This is a genomic window from Jeotgalibaca arthritidis (genome assembly GCF_011100465.1).
GTDB lineage: Bacteria > Bacillota > Bacilli > Lactobacillales > Aerococcaceae > Jeotgalibaca > Jeotgalibaca arthritidis.
In genome coordinates this window covers 1,542,869-1,556,068 of record NZ_CP049740.1, presented here as the reverse complement: position 1 = coordinate 1,556,068, position 13,200 = coordinate 1,542,869, and the positions used below count along the sequence as shown (strand labels likewise).

Sequence of the window (13,200 nt, the reverse complement as noted above, 5' to 3'; positions counted from 1 at the left end):
AATATGGTTTGTAATGAGAATTAAAAATGAGGGGAACCCTATTAACAAGTAATGCCAGACCTTCTGCAATCAACAAGCTACGTGCACGTTCCAACACCCATTCATTCTCCCAAGTAAACAAAACTTTTGTTTAGTTTCAACATTATTAATTCAGAACTTGCACTATCGTATGCAAAATAAGAGCCAATTCTTATGAAATAACATAAAAATTGGCTCGTTTAACCTATTTAACTGTTACTTTCTCTGTCCATTGTTGAGCTTGACGTAAGTTTGATTCTTACAACTCTAGTGGTTGGTCTTCTCTAAAAGCCACCACTTCAAATTTTTCTTGTTTACCAGCACTCATTTCGTCTGCCAGCGACAGACCCGGGGCAAATTCCCCGTGCCTGTGATGACACAACTGATCATTCCATTACCTCCTTATTTTGTATAGGCTACTTCGCCATCTAAATATGTTTTTTCTAGTTTTAAGTGTTGGTCAAGGACAATAAAGTCTGCCGCATAACCTGCTTTAATTTGACCGCATAGGTGGTCGATTCCCACACTTTGCGCTGGCACCAAACTTGCCATCTGAATGGCTTCTTCCGGTGTCGCAATGCCCCACTCAACAACGTTTTGTACGGCTTCAATCAGTTCTAGCACACTACCTGCTAGGCTGCCGTTGTGTTTCAAACGTGCTGCTCCGTCTTTAATAATAACGTCAAATTCACCCAAGCTCGATTCACCATCGCCAATACCACCACCTCGCATGCAGTCTGTGACAAACATTGTTTTGTCGCGACCGTGCGCATCCATGACAATACCTGCTGATACAGGGTGAACATGATGACCGTCACAAATTAATTCTGAGAAGGCCTCTTTTAGGCTAATTGCTGCTCCGACAACACCTGGCTCACGGTGGTGCAAGCCTTTCATACCATTAAAGGTGTGAACGAATATATTCGCACCATGGTCAACTGCTGCCTTACATTGATCATAGGTAGCATCTGTATGGGCAATAGCTGTGTAAATATCATGACTTTTTGCGTAGTCAATGAATGTCAGTGTTCCTTCACGTTCTGGTGCAATCGCAATTTTTTTGACTTTTCCTTTAGCGAGTTCTTGCCATTTCGCTAACTTTTCAACTGATGGGTCGCCCATATATTTAGGGTTTTGAGCCCCTTTATAGACTTCATTAAAGAATGGTCCTTCTAGGAAAATTCCTTGAATTTTTGCGCCTTTAATCTGATCTGCATGGTCACCAATGGTTTGGCAAACATCATTCAATTGTTCAGTTGAAGCTGTTAGGGTTGTTGGTAAGAAAGAAGTTACCCCACCTTGAAGAATGCCCTCTGCAATAACATTTAATCCTGCTACATCATTATCCATAACATCGTGGCCTTTAAAACCATGGATATGGGTATCCACTAGTCCAGGGGCAATTTGCTTGCGGCTGTAATCAATGATTGAGCCATCTGATGGTTTTTCCGTTGAGAATTGACCAAAAACACCGTCATTAATTTCAAGGTAACCTGGTCCTTTTGTAGCGTCTGGCATGTAAAATGTATCTGCATAAATGTATGTCTTCATTTTTTCTCTCACTTCTTTTCTTAAAATTTGTTGATTATTCTGGCAAGTTATCGTGGATGATAACCCCTTTAACAACTCGGTTTACCGTACATGTTGGGCTTGGTGTATCGGGTTTGTTTTCAACTTTAAGTGCTGTTAACATGGATACAACTTGTCCAAAAACGGTATACGGTAGCGCTAAGTACACATCTGGTAAGTTGCTATAACGTTCATCAAAGCGGAAAGCTTGTCCAGAAAATCCGTTTTCTTGTGTTACCTCTATACTATACACCGTATTAGCGATTTGGTCGCCATAAAGTTCCTCCAACATATCAAGATCATATTGGCGCGTGTATGGGTCATTGGAAACAAACAAGAATGCTAGCGATTTTTCATCAACAAATGATTTTGGTCCATGACGGAAACCAAGCGATGTATCAAAGGCTGTCGCTACTTTCCCAGCCGTTAATTCTAAAATTTTAAGTTGTACTTCTCTTGCAATACCAGCTAGTGGTCCAGATGCCAAGTAGATGACACGATTGAAATCGCGGTTACATTTGTCAAACTTTTTTTGATTGCTGAATGGGGAAAATTTCTGTTTTTTTCACTAGGCCCGGACTTTGGAGCTAGACATTGATGGCCGAACTTACAATTCCCTAGTCTACAAAAAAAGCTAGGGCAATTTGCCCTAGCTTGAGTCGTTAGTTTATAAAATTGTGTCGCCTTCGCCGTATGATGAACGACCTGCTTCAATAATAGCTTGGTTAGAGCTGTCACCGTTGTAGATTGAGTTCTTCACTAAGACGTAGTCACATTTGCGGATTGATGCTAAATCATTTCCACCTGCATAAGAGATAGATGATTGTAGATCTTGTTGCATTTCAGTTAATGTATCAACAAGACGGCCTTTGTATGGTGTTAGAATTTTCTTCCCTTCAACGTTACGACGCTCACCTTTTTGGTATTCAGACGCACTACCGAAGTATTCTTTATATTTTTGGCCATTAATTTCTTTAATGCCACCTGGTGATTCGTCATGACCAGCAAATAATGAACCGATCATTACCATTGTTGCACCAAAGCGAACAGACTTCGCAATATCACCATTTGTGCGGACACCACCGTCAGCAATAATTGGTTTGCGAGCTGCTTTTGAACACCAGCTTACAGCTGCTAATTGCCAGCCACCAGTTCCAAAACCAGTTTTAATTTTAGTTGTACATACTTTACCAGGTCCGATTCCTACTTTTGTAGCATCTGCCCCAGCATTTTCTAATTCACGAACACCTTCAGGAGTTCCCACATTTCCTGCGATTAGGAAAGTTGATGGCATAACTTCTTTCACGTGTTTAATCATCTTAATAACTTGATCTGAGTGACCATGAGCAACATCAATGGTTGTGTATTCTGGAATTAAGTTTTTCTCAACTAATTCTTCAACAAATCCAAATTCAGCGTCTTTAATACCTAAACTGATAGAAGCAAACAACCCTTTTTCATGCATTCTTTCGATAAATGGCATACGAGCTGCCTCATCAAAGCGGTGCATAATATAGAAGTAACCGTTAGCTGCTAGTTTTTCTGCCAAGCTTTCGTCAAGAATGGTCTGCATGTTCGCAGGAACAACAGGCATCTTAAAGCTGCGCCCACCCAGTTCTACTGTTGTGTCGCATTCTGAACGACTTTGCACGATACTCTTGTTTGGTATCAGTTGTACGTCTTCATAATCAAATATTTTCATTTTTATAAATTCCTTTCTGTTAGTGCACCACCAGTGATGGCTTTACACAGATATCAGAACACGAACATTTATTACAGTTGATACAACCATTGTCCTGTCCCAGTAGTACATTACACTATCACTTACTGTTTGTCAAAGAACGTTTCTTATTTTTAGATTAAGTAAATAAAAGTTAAAAACTTTACTAACTTTTTTACTTAAGTCTTGCTTTTATTTTTAACAGGCTTTACAATAAAGACAACTAAATGATGGGAGCGATACCAATGAATTTAATAGAACAATTAAAACAATCATTCGAAACACAATTCAACACTGAAGCAACACATTCATTTTTTTCACCAGGACGCATCAATTTAATTGGTGAACACACTGACTACAACGGCGGACACGTTTTCCCTTGTCCGATTACACTAGGAACTTATGCGGTGGCAGCAAAGAACGGCACGCAGACAATCCGCCTCTATTCTGAAAACTTCCCTGAAGTCGGCGTTATTTCCTTTGATTTAAGTGATCTGTCATTTAAAAAAGAACATTCATGGGCGAACTATGTAAAAGGTATGGTGAAGTATTTAATTGAAGACGGTCACCGAATCGACGAAGGTATTGACCTTGTTATTGAAGGTAATATTCCAAATGGTGCCGGCTTATCATCGTCTGCTTCGCTTGAATTACTAGCAGGAATTGTCTTTGAACGCTTAGCTGGCTTAAAAGTGGATCGTTTGGATTTAGTGAAATTAGGAAAAAAGGTAGAAAATCAATTTTTCGGTTTAAATTCAGGGATTATGGACCAATTTGCAATTGGAATGGGTGAAAAAGACAAGGCCCTTCTACTGGATACAAACACGCTAAAATATGAAAAAATCCCTGTTGAACTGGGTAATCATGTGATTGTGATTATGAATACGAAAAAACGTCGTGAGTTAGTTGACTCTAAGTACAATGAACGTTTAGAAGAGTGTCAAAAAGCATTAGCGGAATTACAAACGGTTGTGGATGCTAGCTCATTGGGTGATTTGGATGAAGCGACATTTGAAGCTAACAAAGCTGTTTTATCATCTGAAACCTTAGTAAAACGTGCACGTCATGCTGTTACTGAAAACCAACGTACACTTATCGCAGCAGACAAATTAAAATCAGGCGACTTAGATGCTTTTGGAAAATTATTAAATGCGTCACACATCTCCTTACGAGATGACTACGAAGTAACGGGTATCGAACTGGATACTTTAGTTGAAGCAGCTTGGGAACAAGATGGTGTCTTAGGGGCTCGTATGACGGGCGCTGGATTTGGTGGATGTGCCATTGCCATTGTTGCTACAGACAAAACAGCTGATTTTACAAAAGCTGTTGGTGAAAAATATGAGGCAATCATCGGCTACCCTGCTGAATTTTACATTGCTGAAATCGGGGACGGTGCAACAGAACTATGACAAACCAGTTAAGCCAAGCAATTGATAGCTTGTTGCATGTTGCAATTGAGAAAGGTTACATCCATCCACTCGATCGACTATTAAAGCAAAACCAGTTATTAAACTTGTTCAAAGTGGCTGAATATATACAGCCGGAAGAAACAGTTGTCGTTGCTCAAGCAAAAGACTTACTGCCGACTTTCCTAGCTATTGCCGTTCAAACAGGTCTAATTAACGATAGCCAAACCGACAAAGAAATCCTTAGCGCTAAAATTATGGCTGTTATGACACCCGACACATCGGTTCTCAATCAAACCTTTTGGAATGTCTATAACTCTGATAGTCCTGAGCAAGCAACAAATTACTTTTACGACTTAAGCCAAGATAATAACTATATCCAAACAGAGGCTATTGCCAAAAATATCGCCTTCAAAACAGCATCACCTTATGGGGATTTTGAAGTAACCATTAATTTATCTAAGCCGGAAAAAGATCCTAAGGCCATTGCAGCAGCTAAATCTATGCCTACTTCGGCCTATCCGAAATGTCAACTTTGTTTAGAGAATGAAGGCTACGCGGGCCACTTGCAACACCCAGCTCGTTCAAACCACCGGATTATTCGTTTTCCATTATTGAATGAAACCTGGGGATTGCAATATTCGCCTTACGCTTACTATAACGAGCATTGTATTTTCTTATCCGCTGATCATCGTCCGATGCGAATTAGCGGGCGGACATTTGAAAACTTGTTCGCTATTGTCGAGCAATTCCCCCACTATTTCGTTGGCTCCAATGCCGATTTACCGATTGTTGGTGGATCTATTTTATCTCATGATCACTACCAAGGGGGCCGTTATAGCTTCCCAATGGACAAAGCTCCTGTAATAGAGAATTTTGATCTAGAAGCTTATCCACAGACTTCCTTTGGTTTGGTGAAATGGCCGCTGTCTGTTATTCGTTTATCTGGTAAGGATAAAGCAGAAATGGAAGCAGCTGCTGTCCATATTTTAGAAAAATGGCGAGCTTACAGTGATCCTGAAGCGGATATTTTGGCCTTTAGTGGTGAAACACCGCATAATACGATTACGCCGATTGCTCGTCGTGATGGCGATAGCTTTATTTGCGACTTAGTTTTGCGAAATAACCGCACAACTGATGAGCATCCAGATGGTCTTTTCCATCCGCACTCTGACGTGCAACATATTAAAAAAGAAAATATTGGCTTAATTGAAGTGATGGGACTGGCGATTTTACCGCCTCGCCTAAAAGATGAGTTAGAAGAAGTAAAAGCCTACTTATTAGGAAAAGAAAACAGTATTCAACCGATGCATCTCAATTGGGCTCGTCGACTAGCAGATTCTCATGCTATTACAGCAGATAATGTGGATAAGGTTGTTGAAAACGGCGTTGGAAAAGTTTTCCAACGTGTCCTAGAAGACGCAGGTGTGTATAAGTTAACTGAAAACGGCCTGGCCGCCTTCAGACGATTTGTAAAATCATTATAATAAAAAGGACATCAGCGCGCTGATGTCCTTTTTGATTTAGGCAGAATCTCGCTTCATCAATCGTGTTGATAGCGATACTTTTTTAGCAATTTGGCGTTCTGACTGCATGCGGTCAACTAGGAGGTCAATCCCACTTGCGCCAAGAATTTCAGTTTCAACTTTTACAGTTGTTAGCGCTGGATAAACATAGCGCGCAACATTGCTATCATTAAAGCCAATAATACTCACTCGGTCTGGAATGGCAATTTGAGCATCTTGTAATTCACGCATGGCTCCAATGGCGATTGAATCGTTGGCAGCAAAAAAGATTGTCGGCAGATTATTCCTATGCTCTTGAATAGCCGTCTGCATCATTTCCTGTCCGGATTGGGTAGAAAAATTCCCCGTGTAAAAGTATTCTTCTTGGTACAACTTAAGTAGTTGGAGGTTGTATCGGAATAGATTTTCGCGTGGGTCTTCCAGTTTATGTGCGCGGTCTTGAGTATATTCCTGGCCGCCTAAAAAGCCGATTTTTTGATGGCCTTTCGCCACAATTAAATCGATAACCGATTGAACGGCATAAGCAAAGTCAACGACCACACTATCTTCGCCAAAACTCATTTGGTCTGAATCAACAAAGCATAGCGGCTTCTTGAAGCGTTGTAACTTCTTAACTTGCTTAGAGCTGAATTTTCCAATCGCACAAATACCATCGATTTCATCATCAATCGTTTGAGGGACTTCGTGGTGGATGGATACAATATCCAAGTCATTTTCACTTGCTCGTTTTTCTGCAGCTAGGCGAATCGATTGATAATATAAGTCATCCAACTCTTCTTCTGGGCTATACCATTGAATCAATAAAATCCGGCGTTTAATGGCAGTTTTTTTGATTTTTTTATAATTGAGCTGTTCAGCGATATCAATAATCCGCTGACGGGTATCCTCACCAACTGATAAGGTCGCATCGTCATTTAAGACGCGCGATACCGTTGCTGTAGAGACTTTTGCACGCTCGGCGATGTCTTTTAAAGTTGCCATAAGCTCCTCCATTTCGATAAGTAAACTTTTTACTAATTATTTATCAGTATACGGTTTATTAGGCCATTCGTCAATGGAAAGAAAGCGTTTGAATGAGTGCTGGAAAATGTCGAGTGAAGCTTATTTTTGGCGCTAGTCGACATAAAAAGCTGAAATGATGTCGAGTGAGACATTTTTTTAAGCTCAGTCGACATAATTAGCTGAAAAACTGTCGACTGGGCTCTTTTTCCGGCTCCACTCGACAGAATAGCTCATTTAAGCACAAGAAAAGCGGACAAGTCCGCCTTGGCCTATGAAAAAATAGGAAATTTGACCCTGAATTGTCAGGAGACTTCACGCTTCAGCGGGTTAGTCGAATGATATGCGTTAGCGAGCAGCGAAGCGCGCAATGGGGCAAATTTATCTTTTTTTCAGTAGGCCAGGACTTGGGAGCTAGACATTGATGGCTGAACTTATAATCCCCTAGTCTACAAAAAAACTAGGGAAATTCCCTAGCTCTTCTTGCGGGCACCCTTATTTTTTTGGCTGCGGGCGCGATTTTTCTTTTTATTCTTCTTAACGTCTTTTTTCAGATCGTTATTCGTTTCGAAGCGAGCTTCTCTCTCGATAGCAAGTGGTTTTTCCTTAACTTTCTTAGGAGCATCGACTTTTGCTTTTTCCTCTACTTTCGGAAGTTCCGTCACCAGTTTACCTGCATGCAAGAATACTTCCTCGAATTCAGTTGGATTCGGCACGAACTTTTTCACATCTCGGCGGCTGCGTTCATTAACAAGAGACAAGACTGTTCCTTTTTTCCCCATACGGCCTGTTCGACCGGCACGGTGTAAATAAACGTCTTGCGACAGCGGTAAATCGTAGTTGATGACATAAGGTAGGTCCTCAATATCCATCCCACGCGCTGCAACATCGGTTGTTAATAGGAAGGTTACTTTACCGTTACGGAATTCTTCTAAGGCTTTTTTACGTTGAGTCGCTGAGAAATCACTGTGGAGCATGCGCACGCTAATGCGCTCGAAGTGCATTTTTTCAGCTAGATAGTCCAACTCCTGAACCGAATTCACGAAAACAAGAGCTTGCATGCCTTTGATGTTACCTAAACGGCGCAATTGATCCGCACGTCTACGGTTTTCCACAAACAGATATTGATGAGCGGTTTGATTAAACTGGCTACCACCTTCACGAGCAGTATCCAAATAAATCGGATCTGTGTTGAACCAACGGCTAATATTATCTAGAGCATGGCTTGTCGTTGCCGAAAAGAAGGCCATTTGGCGCTGACCAGGCATTTTTTTGATAAGGTCTCTTAAATTGCTCATATGTTCATCTTGCAATAAATAATCTGCTTCATCCAATACGACTGTTTTTACTTGGTGCAACTTCAATTTTCGTTGATTCGCTAATTCCATCAAACGACCTGGTGTGCCGACAACCACTTCTGGTTTTTCTTTTAGTTTCTCGATTTGACGCTTAGCACTTGCGCCCCCGATAATGGTTTGCACCTTTAAATCAAGCAGTGCCGCCCATTCGGTCAGCACGCGACCTACTTGTACGCCTAGTTCTTGAGACGGAGTTAAAATAACTAATTGCAAACCGTCTTGTTTTTTAACGCGTTCCAGTAATGGTAGTGCATAAGCGAGTGTTTTTCCTGTTCCTGTTGGAGATAATCCGACAACGTCTTGGCCTTCCTTTAGTGGTTCAAAGGCTGATTCTTGGATAGGTGTTGGCAGTTGGAACCGCAGCCCCTTCCAATAGCGTTGGAAATTAGTGTCCATTTTTTCGATCATCATGGTTAACGATCATCCCCTTTTTATTCATTGTCTGCGTCAAAATAAATGCCGGCTTCTTTACGAAGCGTTTCGATCCATCTTGATACATCGTAGCTGAGTTGTTTCCATTCTTGATACTTAGCTTGGCTTTCAGTTGAATCTGCTGACTCGATAACTTCCGCAAATGCAATAGCTTCATCCACCATCAAATGGTCGCTCGTTGGTAAAATTAATTGTTGGCGTTGATTCGTTTCTGTGTCGTCTAATTCAACCGATGTAATCACACTCACACCGTCCATCACTAGCGTTTGTTTGCCGGATTGAACTTCAGATGGCGCTGACAGATTAGAAATTTTTGATACATGCATAACCACATCATAGTCCGCATAACGGAAAATAATGGTTCCTGTTCCGTCCACACCTGTTTTAATTTTACGTGCGATATACTGGCCACTTTCCGGTTCACCAAACCAAGAAAGAGCAGCATAAATCAAGTAAACACCTAAGTCCATTAAGGCACCGCCTGAGAATTTCAAAGAGAAAATATTGGCATCTTCGCCAGCCAACACTTGGTCGTAGCGCGACGAATATTTCCCAAAATGAAGAATAGCACCATCAATATGCGGTAACTTAGCAATTTCATTTTTGATTAACTGGAAGTTCTTATCGTGAATATGGCGTGCCGCTTCAAATAAAAACACACCTTTTTCTGCCGCCAAATCAAAGGCTGCCGTCCACTCTTTCATATTAGAAAATGCCGGTTTTTCGACAATAACATGTTTGTGGTGATTTAAAGCAGCTACTGCTTGGTCATAGTGCAGGCTATTTGGTGATGCAATATAAACGACATCAATTTCTTCACTAGATAATAAGTCATTTAAATCGTCAAAAAATAATGTTGCGCCATAAGGCTGACCAAATTCTTCTGCCTTTTCCAGACTACGGCTATATATGGCTTTTACCTCATAACGTTTGGATAAAGTGAGTGCTTTCGCAAACTCGTGTGCAATACTACTTGTCCCAATCATTCCTATTCTTAACATCAGAACTCCCCCATTTGTTTCAAAGTGATGTTGAAAGCTGTTATATCCTCTCTATTCTACTACATTTTAAGGGTGGTTTGAAATATTCTTTCATAATAGTAATTACATTTGGGTGCAACTGTAAGATACAGCTATTTTTTTAGGTCTGTATCTCACATGAGCATAAAAAAATAGGCTAGGATAAACTCCTAGCCTATTAACTCAACTATCTCCGTGACCCATGGCGTTTATTTTGATTATTGCCTTCTTTATGGGTAACGGTTTTTTTCTCATCAATATTATTTAAGGTATTAATATCGTCATCGGTTAGCTCGAAATCAAAGATATCGAGGTTTTCTTTCATGCGCTCGTCATGACTGGTTTTAGGAATCGGCACAACATCGCGGTCCACACACCACTTCAAGGCAATTTGCGCAGGTGATTTATCATATTTATTTCCAATGGCAGCCAGCTGTTTATTTTTATTCACCTTGCCGGCACCAAGTGGGCTGTAGCCCATAGTCACAATATTATTGCGGTAGCAGAAATCATCGAGATCTGCATTCATTTGGCTTGGATTAACCGGAATTTGGTTAACGGCTGGGCGAATGCGACCTTCTTTAATGAGTTCATTGAGTTCACCGCGGTTAAAGTTAGACACACCGATACTACGAACCCGCCCTGATTCTGTTAAATCTTCCAAGGCGCGCCAAGTGTCTAAATTTTTACCGTCTTCTGGACTTGGCCAATGAATTAAATACAAATCAATGTAATCCAAACCTAGTCGGTCGAACGATCGGTTAAAGGCATCTGTCGCTTCCTCATAACCCATTTCGTCTTTCCAAGCTTTAGAAACAACGAAAATCTCGTCTCTGGAAATACCAGCATTCACTGCTTTATGAATCCCTCTTCCCACAGCTTCTTCATTTTTGTACCAGCTTGCAGTGTCAATCAGGCGGTAGCCCCGCATGATTGCTTTAAAAACAAGTTCTTCAGCGTCACGTTCTGATATTCCCGACGTTCCAAAACCAATTCCGGGAATTGTGTATCCATCATTAAGCGGCAATCGATCCATTACGTTTTTTACCATTGATTTCACACCCCTTTTTTATTTGCATAGCTTACTCTTATTCTACCCTTTTAGAGATATGAATACAAAGAAAATAAATACGCTTTCACGCTTCTGTCAGGCTAACAAAGATCAACTCGGGACGATTATTAACCCGAAACGGAAATTGAGATGGGCCTAAACCACGACTGATAACTAATCGTTTACTTGGATCGGCTGCTAGTGCATGAACACCGCTAGTGTGTTTAGGCAACCGCCCTTGACCAGGTGCAAATAGACCGCCAACTTTTGGAATCCGCACTTGTCCGCCATGAGCATGGCCTGAAAAGGTGATATCGGGTGCCTTCGTTTTATCTTGATGGTAACGTTCAAACAATTCCGGACGGTGAGCCAACAACAAGCGCGTTTGCCCTTGCCAGTCAGGACGAACCATTACTTTACTAAGAAGATTTCTTTTTTGCTTTTTCAAAAGTGACGCAGGTTCTGCCGCCCCCATGATCACAATCGGCCGACGATTTTCAGCCATCACTGAGTAGGCATTGTCTTCAAGCAAGGTAATACCTGCTTCCTGATAAAGGTCGGGGATTTCTTCTGCCCGCGGTGATTGTTGGTCGTGATTACCGTGAATGGCATAAACAGCTGCTATTTTTCGTAGCGAACAGAAAAAATCAAGCGCCTGCTTACGGTTAAATGATTGGCCGGCATCAAATTGGTCGCCGGTTAGAAATATAAAATCAACTGCTTCATCTGCAATTTTTTCAAGAACTTTCTCTAAGTTCACTTGTGTTCTAGGCAGGTGAAGGTCCGATAAATGAGCTATTTTAAGGCCTTCGTTCTCCTTTTCTAAATTAGTTACAGCTAATGTGTAATGGCTTGTTTGCAGGCTAGTGTTTTGTTGGTGCAAATAAAGAGCTGCGCCACCAGCAAGCACTGTAGTTGTTAGTAGTTTATTTTTAATTGACATTTGTCACACTCCAAACTTCATTAGAATCATTCTGACTCTCTCATCTTACTGTTTATTTTACGGTTTGACCTTATTTTCGTCAAAATTTAGGTAAATCTTTTGAAACACCTATGTCTAGACCTAAAACAGATTAAATAAACTGTTTCACACCTCCTCAGTTCCTCATTGCAATTAAACATATTTAATGCTATTGTTAAAAAGTAAAAAGTTATTGAAGGGATGATGTCAAAATGATTCAACGAAATAAAAAAGCTTTACTAAGCGGTTTCGCAGCATTTTCAGCATTATTTTTAGCCGCTTGTGGAAATACAGATACAGGAAACAGCTCTAATGAAACAGTTAACTCCGATAACACTAGTACAGAAAAGACGGCTTGGGACCGAATTGAAGAATCTGGTGTCTTAAAAGTTGCTACATCTGGTACGCTATTTCCAAGTTCATACCACGGTGATGACAATGAACTAACCGGTTATGAAGTTGAAGTGGTTAAGGAAGTCGCTGACCGTCTTGGTTTGGAAGTTGACTTTATGGAAATGGGCGTTGACGGTATGTTAACAGCTGTTCAAAGTGGTCAAGTAGACGCTGCTGCTAATGGCTTTGATATTACTGAAGCCCGTTTAGAAGACTACCATTTCTCTGATCCTTATAAATATTCATTCGGTGGACTTGTTGTTCGTGCCTCAGATAACTCTGGCATCGAAACAATGGAAGACTGGGAAGGCAAAAAAGCTGCTGGTGGCGCAACAACCGTTTATATGGCACTTGCAAAACAATTAGGCGCTGAGCCAGTTACTTATGATAACGCAACAAACGATGTCTTTTTCCGTGATGTCGCAAGTGGTCGTACTGACTTTATTCCAAACGACTATTATGTTTCAAACACTGCTGTTCAATTTTATGCTGAATTAGGTGTAAAAATGTCAGACTTATATTATAATCCAAGTCAACAAGCGATTGTATTAAGCAAAGATGACACATCTGTTAAAGAAAAAATTGATCCTATTTTAGCTGAATTAGCTGAAGAAGGCGTTCTAACTGAACTTTCAAAAGAATTCTTCGGTGGTGAAGACGTTTCGAAAGAATTAGACAACGTTGATGAATTGCCAGTTATTGAAATCGAACAAAACTAATGATTTGATTTAGAGGAGGCTTAGGC

10 protein-coding genes and 1 pseudogene are annotated in these 13,200 nt (G+C 40.7%); 3 read left to right on the top strand and 8 right to left on the bottom strand.

Going from position 1 to position 13,200, the window contains the following annotated elements; all coding sequences use genetic code 11:
- Positions 1 to 420 precede the first annotated feature (420 nt).
- From nagA to G7057_RS07895, 3 genes and pseudogenes are all read right to left on the bottom strand, one after another.
- Complete coding sequence (nagA, locus tag G7057_RS07905) at positions 421 to 1,569, bottom strand: N-acetylglucosamine-6-phosphate deacetylase (protein WP_166162597.1); 1,149 nt, start codon at positions 1,567 to 1,569, stop codon at positions 421 to 423.
- A gap of 34 nt (positions 1,570 to 1,603) precedes the next feature.
- Positions 1,604 to 2,095 (bottom strand): annotated as a pseudogene (agaS, locus tag G7057_RS07900) (SIS domain-containing protein); the annotation flags it as partial.
- Positions 2,096 to 2,254: 159 nt separating this feature from the next.
- Positions 2,255 to 3,289 carry a GMP reductase gene (locus G7057_RS07895; protein WP_166162595.1) on the bottom strand — a complete coding sequence of 345 codons (1,035 nt, stop codon included), beginning with the start codon at positions 3,287 to 3,289 and terminating at the stop codon, positions 2,255 to 2,257.
- 263 nt (positions 3,290 to 3,552) lie between these two features.
- Between G7057_RS07895 and G7057_RS07890 the strand changes: the two genes are divergently transcribed.
- Positions 3,553 to 4,719 (top strand): galactokinase, encoded by a 1,167-nt coding sequence (locus G7057_RS07890; RefSeq protein WP_166162593.1) that lies wholly within the window; start codon positions 3,553 to 3,555, stop codon positions 4,717 to 4,719.
- Positions 4,716 to 6,203 carry a UDP-glucose--hexose-1-phosphate uridylyltransferase gene (galT, locus tag G7057_RS07885; protein ID WP_166162591.1) on the top strand — a complete coding sequence of 496 codons (1,488 nt, stop codon included), beginning with the start codon at positions 4,716 to 4,718 and terminating at the stop codon, positions 6,201 to 6,203. Before G7057_RS07890 ends, galT begins: the two co-directional genes overlap by 4 nt.
- A gap of 36 nt (positions 6,204 to 6,239) precedes the next feature.
- On the opposite strand, the gene G7057_RS07880 is transcribed toward galT, so the two are convergent.
- From G7057_RS07880 to G7057_RS07860, 5 genes are all read right to left on the bottom strand, one after another.
- Complete coding sequence (locus G7057_RS07880) at positions 6,240 to 7,223, bottom strand: LacI family DNA-binding transcriptional regulator (RefSeq protein ID WP_166162589.1); 984 nt, start codon at positions 7,221 to 7,223, stop codon at positions 6,240 to 6,242.
- 491 nt (positions 7,224 to 7,714) lie between these two features.
- Positions 7,715 to 9,010 (bottom strand): DEAD/DEAH box helicase, encoded by a 1,296-nt coding sequence (locus G7057_RS07875; protein WP_166162588.1) that lies wholly within the window; start codon positions 9,008 to 9,010, stop codon positions 7,715 to 7,717.
- A gap of 20 nt (positions 9,011 to 9,030) precedes the next feature.
- Positions 9,031 to 10,032 (bottom strand): Gfo/Idh/MocA family protein, encoded by a 1,002-nt coding sequence (locus G7057_RS07870; protein ID WP_166162586.1) that lies wholly within the window; start codon positions 10,030 to 10,032, stop codon positions 9,031 to 9,033.
- Between the two features lie 205 nt (positions 10,033 to 10,237).
- Positions 10,238 to 11,101, bottom strand: coding sequence for an aldo/keto reductase (locus tag G7057_RS07865; protein ID WP_166162584.1), 864 nt, complete (start codon positions 11,099 to 11,101; stop codon positions 10,238 to 10,240).
- Positions 11,102 to 11,186: 85 nt separating this feature from the next.
- Positions 11,187 to 12,044, bottom strand: a complete 858-nt coding sequence (locus G7057_RS07860) for a metallophosphoesterase (protein ID WP_166162582.1) — start codon at positions 12,042 to 12,044, stop codon at positions 11,187 to 11,189.
- A gap of 230 nt (positions 12,045 to 12,274) precedes the next feature.
- Here G7057_RS07860 and G7057_RS07855 point away from each other — a divergent pair, with 230 nt between their 5' ends.
- Entirely contained in the window at positions 12,275 to 13,174 is a 900-nt protein-coding gene (locus tag G7057_RS07855; RefSeq protein WP_166162580.1) for a transporter substrate-binding domain-containing protein, read from the top strand.
- Positions 13,175 to 13,200: the final 26 nt, after the last annotated feature.

Excerpts from the sequence above, each read along its gene's own strand:
- G7057_RS07895 (WP_166162595.1), bottom strand. The coding sequence starts at position 3,289 with ATGAAAATATTTGATTATGAAGACGTACAACTGATACCAAACAAGAGT.
- G7057_RS07865 (WP_166162584.1), bottom strand. The coding sequence starts at position 11,101 with ATGGTAAAAAACGTAATGGATCGATTGCCGCTTAATGATGGATACACA.
- G7057_RS07870 (WP_166162586.1), bottom strand. The coding sequence starts at position 10,032 with ATGTTAAGAATAGGAATGATTGGGACAAGTAGTATTGCACACGAGTTT.
- galT (WP_166162591.1), top strand. The coding sequence starts at position 4,716 with ATGACAAACCAGTTAAGCCAAGCAATTGATAGCTTGTTGCATGTTGCA.
- G7057_RS07880 (WP_166162589.1), bottom strand. The coding sequence starts at position 7,223 with ATGGCAACTTTAAAAGACATCGCCGAGCGTGCAAAAGTCTCTACAGCA.
- nagA (WP_166162597.1), bottom strand. The coding sequence starts at position 1,569 with ATGAAGACATACATTTATGCAGATACATTTTACATGCCAGACGCTACA.
- G7057_RS07875 (WP_166162588.1), bottom strand. The coding sequence starts at position 9,010 with ATGATGATCGAAAAAATGGACACTAATTTCCAACGCTATTGGAAGGGG.
- G7057_RS07890 (WP_166162593.1), top strand. The coding sequence starts at position 3,553 with ATGAATTTAATAGAACAATTAAAACAATCATTCGAAACACAATTCAAC.
- G7057_RS07860 (WP_166162582.1), bottom strand. The coding sequence starts at position 12,044 with ATGTCAATTAAAAATAAACTACTAACAACTACAGTGCTTGCTGGTGGC.
- G7057_RS07855 (WP_166162580.1), top strand. The coding sequence starts at position 12,275 with ATGATTCAACGAAATAAAAAAGCTTTACTAAGCGGTTTCGCAGCATTT.